Genomic DNA, 18,555 nt, shown 5'->3' with positions numbered 1-18,555 from the left:
ACTGCTTCTAAATCTAAAAAACATTCTAATATAATTCTAATAATAAAATTTAGGGATTCCTCTTTTATTATCTAAACCTGGTATAATCGGAGGTATAAATTCATTCATTCCAAGTGTGCTTCTTAAATTTGAAGAATCTCTAAGCTCTGCTATTCTTGATACTCCAACATAAATATCTGATATTCTATACCATGTTGCATAATCAACAACCCCAGTTTGTGGTAATGTAAATATCTGTTGAAATGTTTTAACTGCATCTGCTGTCTTTTGATTGAACTGTCCATCCTCAGCAACCTTAGGTATCAAAGGATAATTTCTAGCTATTCTATTCAATTGATTCTGAATAGTTCTTACTGCTGGACCTGAAGATCCTATAGTAAGCGGTTCACCTGGGTATGACTGTGGGCTTCCAGAAACTTTTTCAGCTGTAGTTAATTCGATATCATTTCCATAATAATTTCTCAAAATATCATATGGAACCATTCCTTGTTGAGCTAATTGCTGACTTCCCCATTGACTTAACCACTGAGGGCAAGTAACACTCTTTCCATCACAATATTGTGTCAAAAGTGGTTGTTTAGCTCCAACTCTCCTTATATAAGTAGAAAATATTTCATCTACAATAGCACTTATACTGTCGTAAATATTTCTTCCATAATTAAATGCGTGATCATAAGCTGTTGAACTAGTAATATCAAAATTCTTTCCTTTTCCTCTATACCATTCAGTATAAATTCTATTTAGTGTAAATGATACAATGCAGAATATATTTGCTCTTATAGCAGATTCATTCCAAGTTGAGTATATTTCACTGGAAGCAACATTTTTAATATAGTCTTTAAAAGGTACCTTATAATTTGGCGCTGATGGATCATTTGGTCCCCCTTGGTGTACAATAATGTATTCTGGAACTATTGGTTGAGGTAATACAACTCCTGAACTTGGTAGAGGTAACTGCTTTTCTGGATCCTCTGGTATTTTAGGTGGGAAATTTCCATTTAAGGTATTTGGTTGTATATTTATAACCTCTTGTCTCATCATTCCCCTTCCTGAGTTACTTGTCAAATTACAAATCTGATAGGCAACTTGTGTCGGAAATACTTGACATCCCCTTATTACTATAGGATTAAATCCATCTCTTTCAACTGTTATATCATATAAGCTGTAAGGCACTTGGTTGCTATTAGGGTTTAAAGAATATTCTAAAGGTGGTGCTGCCAATTCAATTATTTGTGTCAATCCAACTGAATCTGTAACTAGCTGAATACTATTAACATTTTCAGATCCTTGTGGTGTTCTTACCGTTATTCTGGCTCCATCAATTGGAATATAATCCTCCCCCCTGAAACATTGAATCTTTAACCTACCGATATTTGTTGAGGTATTTCCACTACTCGTATTCTCCATAACTTCCCTCTTTATATTTTTTCTCAGAATATTATATTTATTAGGTATGCTATTTGTTACCTGTATATCTCTTGAATTTATATTTCCTCTAGTCAAAATGGCATTTAAATCATTTTGTAACGCTCTTAAACTGTTGAATATGCACACTTCACCATATCCCCATGAGGGATTTGGATATGTCACATCTGTACGTCTTCTTCTAGCTCCTCTTAATAAATAATATTTTAACCTTTGACCAAACAAATATGGATCATTTCCTTTAACTATTCCCCATTGCATCATTAATGCACATATTCCAGCCACTTGAGGAGTAGCCATTGATGTACCTGTTTTATTATCATATCCACCATTTGGTACCGGCCCTGCAATATCCTCTCCTGGAGCTACTAAATCAGGTCTTACTATATTCTGATCTTGTGCACCTCTTCCACTGAATGATGATAAATTATTGGTTCTATAATTATAACTTCCTACAGCTATTATATTATCTACTGTTGCTGGTATGCCAAGCGTATTATATTGATTAGGTTCTAAAAACTTAGTTGCAGGATTTAATCCTTCTAAAACTGGAAGCCATATTGAATATGCTCCTAAGTATTCATTCGTAACATTTATTTCTAATGTCCATACACCTTCAACAAGAAAGCCAGATCTAGCAGAAAGAATTATTCTGATTTCACTATTCAATTCAAAAGGTTTAGGTCCAGATACATATATATCATATCTATCACTCCCTATTGTTCCTTGGATATAACCTTCTTGTATATTAATATTTCCAGTTCCTTGGCTTGTTGGATTTATTATATTAACTGATATATTAGGCAATATTGTCTTATAAAAATTCATTACTATTGATCTTTCTTCGCTTGCTATATTAAAAATTTGCCTTTGTGTTTTAACTAATTGCCCGCCAACATGATGACCTGCATCACCTTCATTTCCTGCCGCAATAACAATAGATACTCTTTCTAAATTAGATATCGTCCTAATGTATTGCTCTAGTAAGCTGCTTCCATCGTGTGCTCCATCATTAGTGCTAAGACTAATGCTAATAACTAGCGGCATATTCAGTTCTTTACCTTTATCTATAAGAAATTTGATTCCCTGCATAATCTGAGAGCTTAGGATTGCAGTTCCCCTAGCAGCTTTAACCATTGCTATAGACGAATTAGGAGCTACTCCTCTATACATCGGATTTATTCTTCCCCCAGCACATGCGATTCCTGCAACGTGAGTTCCATGTCCACTATTGTCTATTGATGGAACTACTGAGAAGGGATTATTGGATTTTATTGCTTCATTTATCATTTGCTTATTATATACATTTCCCCCTGTACTTAAATCATAAATGTACTCTATTCTAGTGGATGTTCCGGTGGAATCCATAAAGGCAGGGTGAGTATAATCTATCCCCGAATCTACAAACCCGACTAATACCCCTTCGCCTGAAACATCAAAATCTGGAGCCAATTGAAGTATACAGGATGCCCTATTACTTTCTTGGTCTTGCTCATATAAGTTCTTTGGTAATTCTATATATTGAATAGAATTACTCATTGATAACTGTTCTAATTTATCTCTGGGTATATTAACAACAGCAAAGTTAAATCCCAAATCCTGAAAAGTTCCTCCTAAGCTTTCAACAAATGATTTTGTTTGTTCTTGAGTATCTCTATATAAAATAGTGAGCTCCACATTGTTACCCTGACTCTGATACTTATAACCCAACTCATCTAATATAGCTTTTGGAACATTAGTTAATAATCCTATTGATGCATCTACCTTTGAAGATATTTGCGTCTCCAATTCAGGCATAATTACCACACCTTAATTTAATATATTCATAGATATACTATGCAATTAAATGTTTTAATGTAACAAAAACAGAGAATAACTGAAAAATTCAATTATTCTCTGTTTCTACCTACGCTTTAATTCTTCAATATAAGAGTTCTTACATTAGTTGTTTATAATGTAATCTCTAGTCTTTCTAATTTAGCAATTACATCTACTTCTTTTAATTCCATGGTTTCAGTAAGAAGACTTCCAGCATTGCTTACTAAAAGTAATTTAGAATTACCTAATACCTTTATTTGTCTTACTTTTCTTTTCCCCTTATAATCTATTAAGAAAAATCCGCTATTACTTATATCCTTCACAGCATGTGCAAATGCAACATCACCCTTTAGCATTCTAAATCCATTCATTTCATCATCTTCAATTTCTAAATAAAATACTTTATCTTGAGGATAATTCTCGATTTTATTTGAATGAATAGGCATCTCTTTAGAACCCTTTTTATTAGATAGTGAATAATCATATATTGGAACACTTCTAAGTACTGATGAGAAAGCATCTGTCCAAATTTCTGAACTTTCTACATTTCTTTTAGGAATTTCCTTTAAAGTTTTTCTTTCTTCCATCAATACTTCATCTGTAACAACCATGCTTATATCATTTAAATCAGCTTTTAATACCTTGCCTGCTTTATCTATTAATGATTCAGGTGCAACTTTTCTTCCCATTTCAACTTCATTTAAATATTTTTCTGCTACACCCAGTTTTTTAGCTAAAGCTTTAACTGTAAGTCCGCTCTTTTCTCTAGCTTGTTTTATATTTTCTCCTACACGACTCACTTTACTTTCTCCCCTTTTGTTGTTCTTTATACCATTCTCTTTCCTCAATTAAGTGCTCTAATAGATATTTAAAAGTCCACTTGTAATTCTGTGCTGTAGATACAGCAAGTACTCCACCTTGAATAAAGCTTCTAATATATCTAATAGTAACTTTCAATTGTTCATCCTTAAATCCATTGAAAATTAGTGCCTTTTCACTCAACTGCATTTCATCGTAAGAATCTTCATTTTTGTTTCCATTAATTATATCTTCTAATGTCATTAAAGTCATATTATTATTAATTTCTATAACTTTAATATTCTGACTCTTAATTTTCTTAATTTCATCCTCTTTTAATCCATACGCTAATATACATTTATTATTTGTAGCCATCCATGACACCTCTCTTCTTTTTATTTACTATAGTCTTGTAGAATGGTATTTTTTACTCTTCAATTATTTCAGGCTCTTTTATTTCTTCCCCTTGCATATCTACTGTAACACTTTTTATTACTTGATCTTCATAAGGCCTATCTGACATATCAGCTTTTTGTGCAACAATCTTATCGGCTACATCCATTCCTTCAATAACCTTACCAAATGATGCATACTGGCCATCTAAATGTGGAGCATCAGCTACCATAATGAAAAATTGGCTTCCTGCTGAATCTGGATGCATAGCTCTAGCCATTGATAATACTCCTCTTGTATGTTTTAAAGTATTCTTAAAACCATTGCCTGTAAACTCTCCCTTTATTGAATATCCTGGACCACCAATACCTGTTCCTTCTGGGCATCCCCCTTGAATCATGAAATTTGGAATAACTCTATGAAATATTAAACCATCATAAAATCCTCTATTGATTAAGTCTACAAAATTTCTCACTGTATTTGGTGCTACCTCAGGATATAATTCTGCTTTTATAACTCCACCATTTTCCATAGTCATCGTAATAATTGGATTCTTCATCTTTAAATATTCTCCTCTCGATATCAATCTTAATTAGTATTATTATCTAAAATGTAAATTTAAATTCATCCTTATATTATATATTTTGATAAATCTGAATCATATTTATATTTTAAAATTAATTAAACTATAACAAAAATCTATCACTTTATCATCATTTATTGAATTACAAATTTCTATATTCCCCTTTTCTTTGGAATCATTTAGTAAACCACTTTCAATTAATTTCCTCTTCAATTCTTGAGCAGTACCCAATCCACCATCAATAAGAGGTATTTCCTCTCCAATAACATTTGATAAAGCCTTTTTTATAAATGGATAATGAGTACATCCAAGAACTATGGAGCTTATATCATTATCTAAGTAACTTTTGAACTTTTCCTTTAAGTAATACTCTAGATCTTCGCCCTCTACTATTCCCTGTTCTATAAATTCTACTAGCCCTGCACATGGTAATGATATTATATCAGCCTCATTTTTATATTTATCCATTAATAATTTAAATTTCTTTTCTCTCAATGTCATAGGCGTTGCCATTATTATTATTTGACCTTTTCTATTTAACTTAACAGCTGGCTTTAATGCTGGCTCTATTCCTATTATAGACATCTGTTTATATTTACTTCTAATCTCTTCTATTGCTGCACTAGTTGCAGTATTGCAGGCTATCACAACCGCTTTAACATTTTTACTTAGTAAAAACTCCACAGCATCAATTGTAAGATCTCTTACCTCACTTACTTTCTTAGTTCCATAGGGTGCATTCTTTGAATCTCCGAAATATATAAAGTTTTCATTAGGCATGATAGATACTGCTTCTCTCATCACGCTTAAACCTCCTACCCCTGAATCAAAAAATCCTATGGGGTCAGTTTTTATATTCAAAACGTCCTCACTCCATTTTTTCAAATATTTAGGTATTCACAAATAACTAATCAGATATATGAAACTACATTTCACATCTAGAAATAACTTTGGTTGAATCTTAAATATTAACTAATATTTAAAATTACAATATAAAAAAGTGAACATAAATCCGATTTATTATTCTTTAATATATTTTATCTACAAATATTTTATTACTTTATTTATCCAATGTCTATAATTTCTGGTTTTCATCTACTCATGTTGATAATTAAGTGAATTATGAAATATTAACTTAATTTACATAACCTTTTTATTGGATTATTAAATATAATTTTATCAAAAAACTCTATATCATTCAAAGTAAACGTCTTTTTATATAAAAAATATTTTCATATATATGCGAATTTTAGATATTATTTTAAGATTTTTGCATTATCATTGTATAAATTTACATGTTATTTATGATATAATGATTATTATTAATTTGGTGAGGTATAATCATGCGATTAATTCCAATTGAATGTGTAAGAGAAAATTCATTGCTAGGCAAAGACATATACACCCCTGATGGTAGATGTCTACTTAGAGCTGGTATTCTGTTAAACGATATTATGTTACAAAAAATTAAGGAATATAAAATATTCTCTTTATATATAATTGATGACTATAGTTCTGCTGAAATTGAAGATGTTATAAAGCCAGAATTAAGACAAAAGTCTATATCTGTAATTAAAGAAACATTCTCTGATATAGAAAGAATAGCTTCTGTTCATAAATTTGAAAAGAGAAGTATTAGTGAGTATACAAAGCAAGAACAACAATATTTCAATTCAATTACTAATATAGCAGAAGAGTTATTAGACAATGTTTTATCAAATAAAAATATACTGATTTCTTTAGTTGATATAAAGAGCATGGATAATTATACTTATGCTCATTGTGTAAATGTTGCTGTAATATCACTTATACTTGGAATCAGCTTAAATTTATCTAAGCGTAATCTAACTTATCTCTGCATTGGTGCGCTAATTCATGATATAGGAAAATCATTTATTCCAAGTGAAATTCTTCAAAAGCCAGGTAAATTAACACCTGAAGAATTTGAAGTGATAAAAAATCATTCTCTATATGGATATAAATTTTTGAATAACTTTTTTAGTTTAAGTTCTCATATCAAGCTTATAGTTCTGCAACATCATGAAAGATTTGATGGATTAGGTTACCCTAATAGTATATCTGGCAATAAAATTAGCTATCTCGCTAGAATTGTAAGTATTGCAGATGTTTATGATGCATTAACTTCTGACAGACCTTATAAAAGAGCTATGTGTCCTAGTGATGCACTCGAATACTTAATGTCAAATGCCGGAACACTCTTTGATCATGATATGCTTAACGTATTCTGTAAGATTGTTATCCCGTTCCCTCAAGGAACAATTGTAAGCCTTAGTAATGGTGATATAGGAGTAGTTGAGGAGACTATGCCTAACTTTCCATTAAGACCAACTATAAAAATACTTAAAAGCGATTATCCCAATAAAGTTGGTTCTAAAGTAAATTTAATAGAGAATCTTTCAATTGTTATTTCAGATATAAAATATGAAATATAAAATAAGCTACTAAATTATAAAATTTCGTAGCTTATTTTTTATATATTCTTTAATTTTTTACTAGCTAATTAATAAAATTTTAGATATATAGTATGAAAATTCATCTAGATCTTATGTACTTAATTTATGCTTCTTCTATTTAGAAATGGATTCAAATTTGCCAGTTCTTCAGCCTCTTTAAAACTTTTAGCTCTAAAAACTAACGTCCAACCATTTTTATCATACTTTCCAGCACACATTATGTATTTTTCTTGTTGTTTTATGTAATTACTCTGTTTATCTATAATCAAGCTTCTAATATTATCAATGCTTTTACAGTTTAACTTAACAAAAAAATTTCCCGATTCGTTCATAATACACATCTCCTTAGCAAACATATGTTCATTAATTGTATTATACAGAACATATGTTCACTTGTCAATGTTTCCTTTTAACTAATATATTTCATAAAAAAAACTAGGATACCATCTGTCATATCCTAGTTTTAATTTTTAATAAGTGCAGTAATTTGATTAGTCTCTTTAATACTGCTTTAACTCATTAATTTTTATTTTGCTATATTGAATACTTCTAAATCCTTATTCTCATCAAACTTCTCAAGTTCAACATCTGCAATGGCTCTTAATGTATCTAATGCGGTAATTACTCCTAAGTTCCTCTCAACTGCTGCTCTTCTTATTAAGAAACCGTCTCTTTTTGAATCATTTCCTTTTGTTGGAGTATTTACAACTAAGTCTACTTCTCTGTTTTTAACTATATCTAAAATATTTGGTTCTTCTTCATCTATCTTTCTTATTTCTTCTACTTCTATACCTGCTTCCTTCAATAAAGCGCAAGTTCCGGATGTTGCAATAAATTTGTATCCTACTGATGCTAAATCTTTTGCTATTGGTAGGAATTCTGCTTTATCATGCTTATTTATTGTAGCAAGTATTTTTCCTTTTTCCTTTGAAGGATACATATATGCTCCAACAAATCCTTTGTAAAGTGCTTCTTTTATGTTTCTACCAACTCCTAAAACTTCTCCTGTTGATCTCATTTCAGGTCCTAAGCTTACTTCAACATTAGGTAATTTTTGAGTTGAGAACACTGGAACTTTAACTGAAACTAGTTCAGGTTCTTTATATACATCTATTCCATATCCCAAGTCCTTTAATTTAGCGCCAAGCATTACTTGTGTAGCTAAATCTACTATTGGAACTCCACTTACCTTACTTATATATGGGACTGTTCTTGATGCTCTTGGATTAACTTCAATTACATATAATTCTCCTTCAAATTCTATGAATTGAATATTTATCATACCCTTTATCCCAATTGCTAATGCTAATTTTTTAGTATACTCTAATACATCAGCTTTAATTTTATCAGAGATATTTTGGCTTGGGTACATAGTTACACTATCCCCCGAATGAACTCCAGCTCTTTCTAGGTGCTCCATAATACCAGGTATTAAAATATCCTCTCCATCTGATATAGCATCTACTTCTATTTCTCTACCCATTAGATATTTATCTATAAGTATTGGATTTTTGCTATCTTTAGCGAAAGCATTTTCTAAATAGTATGTTAACTCTTCTTCATCATGAGTTATTTCCATCCCTTGACCACCAATTACATATGAAGGTCTAACAAGTACTGGGAACTTTAATCTCCTAGCTTCTTCTAATCCTTCTTCTAAAGACCATATTCCTTTACCTTTTGGTCTTGATATTCCTAATCTCTCTAGTAATTCATCAAACTTTTCTCTATCTTCAGCCATATCTATTTGATCTGCTGTAGTTCCAAGTGTTACTATATTTTGTTCTTTTAAGAAGTTTGCAAGCTTAATAGCTGTTTGACCACCAAATTGAAGTATTACACCATCTGGCTTTTCTTTTTCTATTATATTTAAAACATCTTCTTCTGTTAATGGCTCAAAATATAATTTATCTGATACATCAAAATCAGTACTTACTGTTTCTGGGTTATTATTAACTATAATAGTTTCAATTCCAAGTTTCTTTAGCGCTTTTACGCAATGTACTGAAGCGTAGTCGAATTCAATACCTTGCCCTATTCTTATTGGACCTGAACCTATAACTATAACTTTTTTATTATTTGATACTTCTACTTCATCATATTGCTCATAAGTTGAGTAATAATATGGAGATAATGCTTCAAATTCTCCTCCACAAGTATCAACCATTTTATATGAAGGCTTTATACTCCATATGTCTCTTAATCTGTATACATCGTCTGGGCTAACCTTTAACATATCAGCTATAGCTTTATCAGAAAAACCTTTTTTCTTTAAATGATGTAACCATTCCTTATCTAAATCTTCTATTTTACTTAATTTTAATCTTTGTTCTTCTTCAACTATCCACTTTATTTTTTCTAAGAAGAACATATCGATTCCAGTAATTTTATTTATTCTATCTATCATGTAATCTCTTCTTATCATCTCAGCTAATGCAAAGATTCTTTCATCATCTGGTTTCATTACTATGCTCTTTAATTTTGAAATACTATATTCTTTAAATTTATTATGATCTAATGAATATTTCCCTATTTCTAAACTTCTAATTCCTTTTAAGAACGCTTGCTCAAAATTAGCTCCAATAGCCATAATTTCGCCAGTTGCCATCATTTTTGTTCCAAGTTCTCTGTCAGCACCAAAGAATTTATCGAAAGGCCATTTTGGTATTTTTACTACAACATAATCAAGTGTTGGTTCGAAACACGCATATGTTTTTTGTGTAACAGCATTTTTTATTTCGTCTAATCCATATCCAAGAGCTATTTTAGCAGCAAGTTTTGCAATAGGATATCCTGTTGCTTTTGATGCTAGTGCTGAACTTCTTGAAACTCTCGGATTTATTTCTATAACTGCATATTCAAAACTATTTGGATTTAATGAAAACTGTACATTACATCCACCTTCAATTCCAACTGCATTTATTATATTTATTGATGCTGTTCTAAGCATTTGATATTCTTTATCTGAAAGAGTTTGTGATGGAGCTACAACTATACTATCTCCAGTGTGTATACCAACTGGATCTATATTTTCCATATTACATACAGTAATACAGTTTCCATAAGAGTCTCTCATTACTTCGTACTCTACTTCTTTCCAACCCTTAACACTCTTTTCAAGTAGAACTTGACCAATTGTGCTTAACTGAAGTCCTGATTCTAATATGGTTTTAAGCTGTTCTTCATCATCAGCGATACCACCGCCAGATCCTCCTAATGTATAAGCTGGTCTAACTATAACTGGATAACCAATCTTATTAGCAAACTCCAAACCTGCAGCCAAGTCAGTTACAATTTCACTCTTTATAACTGGTTCCCCAATTCTATTCATCATATCTCTAAATAACTCTCTATCTTCACCTTCTTTAATTGATGCAATAGAGGTTCCGATTACTTTTACATTGTATTTTTCTAATATACCAGAATCATGTAATTCTACTGCGAGGTTAAGCCCTGTTTGACCACCCATTCCTGCAAGTAAGCTGTCTGGTCTTTCCTTAGCTATTACTTTTTCAACAAATTCCAATGTTAATGGCTCTAAATAAACTTTATCTGCAACTTCTTTATCAGTCATTATTGTTGCAGGGTTTGAATTTACAAGTACAACTTCTATACCTTCTGATTTTAATGCTTCACAAGCTTGAGTTCCAGAGTAATCGAACTCTGCTGCTTGACCTATGACTATCGGACCTGATCCTATAACTAAAACTTTTTTTATATCTTTATTTAATGGCATTTTACTAAAACCTCCTATAGTGCATATTCTAAGAACTTATCAAATATATATTCACTGTCTTTTGGACCCGCTGATGCTTCTGGATGAAATTGAACTGAGTATATTGGTAAAGTCTTATGTTTCATTCCTTCTACAGTTCCATCATTTATATTAACGTGAGTAACTTCCATGTCATCTGGTAACTTCTCTACTACATACCCATGATTTTGCGAAGTTATATGCACAATATTAGCTTCTAAATCTTTAACAGGATGATTGCATCCCCTATGTCCGAACTTCAATTTAGTAGTTTTACCACCTAACACTAATCCCAATAATTGATGCCCTAAGCAAATACCTGTTATTGGTTTCTTCCCAACTAATTTTTTAATATTTTCTATGGCAAAGTCTAAATCTTCTGGGTCCCCAGGTCCATTAGATAGAAATATTAAATCTGGATTAACATTTAAAACATCTTCTGCTGTTGCTGTTGCTGGGAATATAGTCAATTTGCAGCCTCTCTTTTTGAAATTTCTTATTATATTAGTCTTTATGCCAAAATCCATAACCGCAATATGTTTTCCTGTTCCTTCAACTACATAAGACTTATTTGTTGTAACAGTCTTTACAGCTTCCTTAGTAGAAAATCCTGCTATTTTTTCTTTCACATATTCATCGTCAACATCTTCTAGTGCGATAATTCCTCTCATAGTACCACTATTTCTTAAAACCTTAGTTAAAGCTCTTGTATCTATTCCTTCCAATCCAATAACTTTTCCTTGTTTTAAAAAATCTTCAAGTTCTAATTCACATCTAAAGTTACTTGGCATATTACATTTTTCTCTAACAATAAAACCCCTTACTTTTATTGAATCAGACTCCATATCTTCAAGGTTTATCCCATAATTCCCTATTAAAGGGTAAGTCATCGTTACTATTTGTCCGTAATAAGATGGATCAGTAAGTACTTCTTGATAACCTGTCATTCCAGTTGTAAATACTACTTCTCCAACGCTTTCTTTTAGATATCCAAAAGCTTTTCCTTCAAAAATCATGCCATTTTCTAATATAAGCTTTGCTTTCATACTTAAGCCTCCTACAAATATATTTTTGCTAAAACTACACCTTATGAATTTTTGTTTAATATAAAACAAAAGGATAATAAAGAGATTTCAGAAAACCTGATCTCTTCACTATCCTGTGATATACCATACAAATATTTGAATTCAAAAAATAAGCTATGAAATTTTTCATTCAGCTTTCAAATATCATAGTTATGCTTCCCTTTTTGGCCTCACAGGACCAAGTTAAAGTGTATCTTAACTTTTAAAATTTCTCTTTCTAACTATTCTAGTTGATAGATAATCCTGTGTCAAGATAATTTAAGGATAGTTTAATATTTAATATAATTATTTTTATTTATTACTTATTGTCTATTGCTTATTTATTTTTAATTTATTCAATATATAAATCTTATCATAAAAATAAGATTATATAAAGTATAAAAATACACTTATTTGAATTTTTATTCATATATTTTTTTTATTTTAGATATAAATATACCATTAATTCAAATAATTCCTTTTGTAGATTAATCCTTAATTATATGTGAATTAAAATATGTATCCTAATTAAGTAACTAAATATTTATTATGATAATTCTATACTTAAATTGATATAATACATGCATATTTATATAAAAAAAAGAATAATAGCTAATATAAATACTAACTATTATTCTTTAATATAATTCTTCTTCCTAACGCTCTAGGGATTAATTTATTTCCTAAAATCAACAACTTATTTTTATATCCTGGAATAATTATTGTCTTGCCCATTGAAAATTCTCTGTAAGCACATTTTGCTATATCACTAGCATTCATTAAATATCTTTTAGATCTTTGTGATTTTTTTATACCAGCCTTCTCTTGAAATGATGTCCTTACAGGCCCAGGGCAAAGGCAACTTACCCTGATTCCCAAATCTTTCAACTCATCATGAATTGCTTCTGTTAATGATAAAACATATGCCTTGCTTGAATAATATATAGACATTTTAGGACCACCAATAAATGCTGCTGTTGATGCCACATTTAAGATGCCTCCATGTCTTCTCTCAACCATCTTTTTAGAAAAGTATTTTGTAAGCATAGTCAATGCTGTAATATTTATATTTATTATCTTTTCTTCAAGTCCCTCTTCTAAATCATGAAAAAAACCAAAGCAGCCTATGCCTGCATTATTTATTAAATTATCCACAATTAAATTCTTTTCTTCCACAACTTCTATTATCTTTTTATAACCTTTATCCACAGATAGGTCACATTGAATTATTTCTACAATTACTCCATAGTCATCTTCAAGCCTACTTTTAGCATTCCTTAGCTTAATTTCGTCTTTTGCTATAATAATTAAATTATCTTTATTTTTAGCATAGATCTTTGCTAACTCAAATCCAATTCCGTCACTACCACCAGTTATTAATGTGTATCTGTTTAAATCAGTCATTATAATCCTTCCTTCTAAGATATTCTATTAGTTTACAAGCTATATTTCCTTGCTATTACCTTAGAATTATAATCATGTTCATACTCCATTTATACACAAATGATTGCTAATTGCAAATTTATATAATTTATGTTATCATATAAATAATAAAATATTCAGAAAATTTAGGCAGTTACAGTTAATTCTGAATTGACCTATCTCAAATTTAACACTACTTTTTCTAAAAATGTACTTATCATTTGATAAGTACATTTTGTTTTTTTTGTATATATGATTTTAACTAGTTTGTCCATAATTTAAAATTGTTTAATTATAAGTTCTGCTGTTTTTATATTAGTAACAACAGCTACATTATGTACATTACAAACTCTAAGCAATGCTGATACATCTGGTTCATGAGGTTGCGCTGTCAATGGATCTGTAAAAAATATTACTAGATCAATCTTTCCCTCTGCAATACGACCACCTAATTGTTGATCTCCTCCATATGGACCAGATAAATATCTCTTAACTTCAAGACCTGTTGCTTCTGATATCTTCGTTCCAGTTGTTCCTGTAGCAACTAGCTCATATTTAGCTAGTACATCCTTATACTTCTTTGAAAATTCAATAATATCTTCCTTCTTTTTGTCATGTGCTATTAATGCTATTTTCACAATTGTCATCCCCCTTTTCAGATCCATTTGATACGTTTTCACATTGGATTATACTATACTTTTTTATAGTTATAAAGTCTATTTAATATTATTATTTTATCATATAAACATTTACATATTATTACAACACACTTTATATATTTTAAGATTATTTCCTTGGCAATACTTAATTATGTTGATTTATTGATGAAAATATTAATTTATTATCTTTAATTATTATAATATAAAGAATATCATGCAATAATATTCTTTATATTCTCTGTATTATCTTATTTGGCCATTTCCATAAATAATATATTTAATTGTTGTTAATTCTTTAAGTCCCATTGGACCTCTAGCATGTAACTTTTGAGTGCTTATTCCTATTTCAGCACCAAAACCAAACTCTGAACCATCTGTAAATCTTGTTGATGCGTTAACATATACAGCTGCTGCATCAACTCTTTGTAAAAACTTTTGTGAGTTTTTATAACTCTCTGTAATAATTGCTTCCGAATGCCCTGTTCCATATTTATTTATATGAGAAATTGCTTCATCTACATCTTTAACCACTTTTACGGCAATTATATAATCTAAATATTCTTTTCCCCAATCCTCTTCAGCGGCTTTCTCAATGTCGTTAATTACAGATTGTGATACTTCATCACCTTTAACAGCAACACCATTTTCTCTTAAGGCCTTAACTACTATCGGCAAAAAGTCATCCACTATCTTTTCATTTACAAGTAACTTTTCAGCTGCATTACAAACAGAAGGTCTTGATGCTTTTGCATTAACAACAATGTTTTTTGCCATTTCAAAATCGCAGTCTTTATCTACATATATATGACAATTACCTGTTCCTGTTTCTATAACTGGAACAGTAGCATTTTTAAGAACAGCTTGAATTAATCCTGCTCCACCTCTTGGAATAAGAACATCTATAAACTCATTTAATCTCATCATTTCAGTTGCGACTTCTCTACTTGTATCTTCTACTAGCTGTACTGAAGCCTTAGGCAAACCAGATCTTTCAATTCCTTTTGTTAATGCCTTAACTATAGCTTTATTAGAATTAATAGCTTCACTTCCGCCTCTTAGAATAACAGCATTTCCAGTCTTTATACAAAGTCCTGCTGCATCGCAAGTTACATTAGGCCTTGCTTCATAAATTATTCCAATAACTCCTAACGGTACTCTCTTCTGACCTATTTGTAATCCATTAGGTCTTTGCCACATAGATATTACTTCACCTATTGGATCTTGAAGTTTTATAACATCTTTAAGCCCTGCTGCCATACCTTCTATTCTTTCATCTGTAAGTGCTAATCTATCTAGCATAGCTTTTGAAGTACCTTTCAATACTGCCGCATCCAAATCTATCTTATTAGCTGATATTATATCTCCTTTTGCCTTTATCAACTCTTCTGCCATAATCATAAGTGCATCATCTTTTTGCTTTGTTGATGCAATACCAAGATCATAAGAAGCATTCTTAGCATTTTGTCCTTTAATTATTAACTCACTCATTTTTAGCCCCCATTTCTGATTTTATCTATGATACAAATAAAGTTCCTATTTCTTCACCATTCAAAATATCTATTATTATATCTGGTTCACTTCCATTCGCTAAAATCATATCTACACCTGCTTTTGTAGATGTTTTAGCTGCTGATAGTTTTGTGATCATTCCACCAGTTCCTAGATTTGATCCTGCACCTCCAGCGCACTCTTCTAACTCAGGAGTTATTTCTCTAACTTCATTTAGTAATTTTGCACTCTCATTATTCCTTGGGTCTGAATCATAGAACCCATCTATATCAGATAAAATTATTAACAAATCTGCGTTAATTAATGATGCAACTATTGCCGATAAATTATCATTATCACCAAATCTAACTATATTCTCAATTTCATCTATTGAAACTGTATCATTCTCATTTACTATAGGAATTATCTTATTATCTAATAAAGTTTCAAATGTATTGCATACATTTTCCCTAATATGATCATCTTCTACTACATCTCTTGTGAGTAACACTTGCCCAACCACATGGCTATATTCTCCAAAAAATTTACTATATATATGCATTAGTTCGCATTGTCCAACTGCTGCTACTGCTTGCTTTTCTCTTATGCTTTCGGGCTTTTCTTTCAATTTTAATTTATTAACACCAACAGCAACTGCACCTGATGTAACAAGCGTAACCTGCTTACCTGAATTAACTACATCAGATAATACACGCGTTAGCTTTTCAATTCTACTTAAATTAATATTTCCATTATCATAAGTTAATGTTGATGATCCAACCTTTACTACTATTCTACTAGCATCTTTTAACCTTTGACGAAAGCCCATTTTTCCATCCCCTTAAAGTCTATTTATTCTTTATAATTTATCTTACTATACCTAATATATCTTATCAAGTTTTAAAAGCTGTTTTATAATAAAACATCTAGTTCTATATAAATATAATTATGTTTTTATAAAAATAAGGATAAAAGAAATACTAAATTTATTAAAATAAGTATTTCTTTTATCCCCTATATAATCTACTAGATTAATGCAACTTAAAATTCTGATTTAAATTATATATACAAATACACAAATAAAATGACAAAGAGTTCCCAACATAATAAATATATGAAATATTTCATGTCTTCCAAATAACCATACTTTTATTTTATCTGATTTTAATGCGTATATTATCCCACCTATTGTATACATTATCCCTCCAAGAACTAACCATAATAATCCTACTGAAGATAAAACTTGAGACATTGGATATATAGCAAATATTGCAAACCACCCAATTCCTATATACATGCTACTGCTTAGCCATCTAGGACAAGTTACCCAACATAATTTAAATGCAATTCCAATTACTGCACATATTGTTACTGCTAGAAATAGATTTATTCCTACCTTTCCATTTAACGCCACTAGACAAAATGGTGCATATGATCCTGCTATTAAGATAAATATCATAGAATGATCTAACCGTTTTAGAATTTTTATTACTTTATCATTTGCTATTACTGAGTGATATGTTGCTGATGCGCTATATAATAAAATCATACTTATCCCGAAAAATAAAACTGATACAAATGTTATTGTAGAACTTCCCCTTGTATATACCTTTACTAACATTGCTATTAATGCAAATAATGATAGAACTGCTCCAATAAAATGAGTTAATCCATTGATAGGTTCTCTTAAATATTTCTCCATTCTTTTACCCTCCCATTTATTCCCACGTAGTTTTAATAACTATGTGTTGCTATATTAGAATTATTTCATATATTTTTTCATATTGCAACCCTATTTTTGTTTATTTTATATTATTAAATAGTATTTTACCCATAAATGCTTGAATTATCTACTTCTTTTCGATAATATTAAAATTATAATAATGACATAGTTTCTATTGCTATGTGAGGAGTGAAATTATATGAATGACTTTAATATTGATACATATATAAATTCACAAAAATCATCTAATAACATTAACTTAAATGATTTTCCTGAAATTGATTTATATATGGATCAAGTAATGCAGCTATTTGAAAGTAAATTAAGCTACACTAAAAGAAATGATGATGACAAAGTTCTTACTAAAACTATGATTAATAACTACGCTAAAGGTAATCTTTTAATGAAAATTAAAAATAAGAAGTATACTAAAAATCATCTTATTTTAATGGGGTTAATTTACAATTTAAAAGGTGCACTGTCCCTTACAGATATAAAAACTATCTTGAGCCCCATAATTGATGCTTTTGAAAAAGAAGAAGAATATCCATTACATGATATATACCAATCCTTTCTTGATATATATGATTCAAACTTAGATGATTTAAAATCTTCCTCGACTAAAATTTATGATAATATTACAAATCTAATAAGTAATGAAGATAATTCTTTAGGAGACTATGAAGAAAAACTTCTGCTTATATGCGCATATGTTAGCATGAGTAATCTTTATAGACGTATGAGTGAAAAAATAATAGATGAATGCTTTGGGAGTACCAAAAATTATAAATAACATTAATTTTAATTAATTAATAATACAAAAATTTAAAATTATAGAAATACTTAAAAATGCAAAAATCATTAATTATATGATATAATAAGCAACATGTAGTTAAACTATTTATACGATGCACAATTAAGGATGAAATTCCAAATTAATTTATGATAACATAT

The 18,555-nt window shown here is 30.0% G+C and carries 15 protein-coding genes; 2 read left to right on the top strand and 13 right to left on the bottom strand.

All coding sequences use genetic code 11. From position 1 onward, the window contains the following. Positions 1–36: 36 nt before the first annotated feature. The 5 genes from PZA12_RS00230 to murI form a co-directional block, all read right to left on the bottom strand. Complete coding sequence (locus PZA12_RS00230; protein ID WP_078117601.1) at positions 37–3,222, bottom strand: S8 family serine peptidase; 3,186 nt, start codon at positions 3,220–3,222, stop codon at positions 37–39. Between the two features lie 152 nt (positions 3,223–3,374). Beyond that, on the bottom strand, positions 3,375–4,043 hold the full coding sequence (locus PZA12_RS00225; RefSeq protein ID WP_078117602.1) for a helix-turn-helix domain-containing protein: 669 nt from the start codon (positions 4,041–4,043) through the stop codon (positions 3,375–3,377). A 1-nt stretch (position 4,044) separates the two neighbouring features. After that, positions 4,045–4,416 (bottom strand): DUF3783 domain-containing protein, encoded by a 372-nt coding sequence (locus PZA12_RS00220; protein ID WP_103697903.1) that lies wholly within the window; start codon positions 4,414–4,416, stop codon positions 4,045–4,047. Between the two features lie 52 nt (positions 4,417–4,468). After that, positions 4,469–4,993 carry a peptidylprolyl isomerase gene (locus PZA12_RS00215; protein ID WP_103697904.1) on the bottom strand — a complete coding sequence of 175 codons (525 nt, stop codon included), beginning with the start codon at positions 4,991–4,993 and terminating at the stop codon, positions 4,469–4,471. A 105-nt stretch (positions 4,994–5,098) separates the two neighbouring features. Beyond that, positions 5,099–5,878 (bottom strand): glutamate racemase, encoded by a 780-nt coding sequence (gene murI, locus PZA12_RS00210; RefSeq protein ID WP_077837319.1) that lies wholly within the window; start codon positions 5,876–5,878, stop codon positions 5,099–5,101. A 482-nt stretch (positions 5,879–6,360) separates the two neighbouring features. On the opposite strand from murI, the gene PZA12_RS00205 reads away from it, so the two are divergent. Then, a complete protein-coding gene (locus PZA12_RS00205; protein WP_077837318.1) occupies positions 6,361–7,470 on the top strand; it encodes an HD-GYP domain-containing protein in 1,110 nt (369 codons plus the stop codon). A 119-nt stretch (positions 7,471–7,589) separates the two neighbouring features. Here the strand turns inward: PZA12_RS00205 and PZA12_RS00200 are convergent, their stop codons facing one another. From PZA12_RS00200 to trhA, 8 genes are all read right to left on the bottom strand, one after another. After that, on the bottom strand, positions 7,590–7,823 hold the full coding sequence (locus tag PZA12_RS00200; RefSeq protein ID WP_077837317.1) for a hypothetical protein: 234 nt from the start codon (positions 7,821–7,823) through the stop codon (positions 7,590–7,592). Between the two features lie 194 nt (positions 7,824–8,017). After that, a complete protein-coding gene (gene carB / locus PZA12_RS00195; protein ID WP_077841946.1) occupies positions 8,018–11,227 on the bottom strand; it encodes a carbamoyl-phosphate synthase large subunit in 3,210 nt (1,069 codons plus the stop codon). A gap of 14 nt (positions 11,228–11,241) precedes the next feature. Beyond that, complete coding sequence (carA, locus tag PZA12_RS00190) at positions 11,242–12,291, bottom strand: glutamine-hydrolyzing carbamoyl-phosphate synthase small subunit (RefSeq protein ID WP_103697905.1); 1,050 nt, start codon at positions 12,289–12,291, stop codon at positions 11,242–11,244. 642 nt (positions 12,292–12,933) lie between these two features. Next, the gene (locus PZA12_RS00185) at positions 12,934–13,713 is read right to left on the bottom strand and encodes an SDR family NAD(P)-dependent oxidoreductase (RefSeq protein WP_103697906.1); all 780 of its coding nucleotides are present in this window, start codon (positions 13,711–13,713) and stop codon (positions 12,934–12,936) included. Positions 13,714–14,009: 296 nt separating this feature from the next. Further along, positions 14,010–14,369, bottom strand: coding sequence for a methylglyoxal synthase (gene mgsA / locus PZA12_RS00180; protein WP_011967391.1), 360 nt, complete (start codon positions 14,367–14,369; stop codon positions 14,010–14,012). A gap of 264 nt (positions 14,370–14,633) precedes the next feature. Next, complete coding sequence (locus tag PZA12_RS00175) at positions 14,634–15,878, bottom strand: glutamate-5-semialdehyde dehydrogenase (protein WP_103697907.1); 1,245 nt, start codon at positions 15,876–15,878, stop codon at positions 14,634–14,636. Between the two features lie 25 nt (positions 15,879–15,903). Beyond that, complete coding sequence (proB, locus tag PZA12_RS00170; protein ID WP_017209551.1) at positions 15,904–16,707, bottom strand: glutamate 5-kinase; 804 nt, start codon at positions 16,705–16,707, stop codon at positions 15,904–15,906. A 225-nt stretch (positions 16,708–16,932) separates the two neighbouring features. Beyond that, entirely contained in the window at positions 16,933–17,580 is a 648-nt protein-coding gene (gene trhA / locus PZA12_RS00165) for a PAQR family membrane homeostasis protein TrhA (RefSeq protein ID WP_077841950.1), read from the bottom strand. Between the two features lie 220 nt (positions 17,581–17,800). Between trhA and PZA12_RS00160 the strand changes: the two genes are divergently transcribed. Continuing rightward, a complete protein-coding gene (locus PZA12_RS00160) occupies positions 17,801–18,394 on the top strand; it encodes a DUF1836 domain-containing protein (protein ID WP_103697908.1) in 594 nt (197 codons plus the stop codon). Positions 18,395–18,555 lie beyond the last annotated feature (161 nt).

Source organism: Clostridium beijerinckii, assembly GCF_036699995.1.
GTDB classification, from domain to species: domain Bacteria; phylum Bacillota; class Clostridia; order Clostridiales; family Clostridiaceae; genus Clostridium; species Clostridium helianthi.
This window is presented reverse-complemented; position numbering and strand designations above follow the sequence as displayed.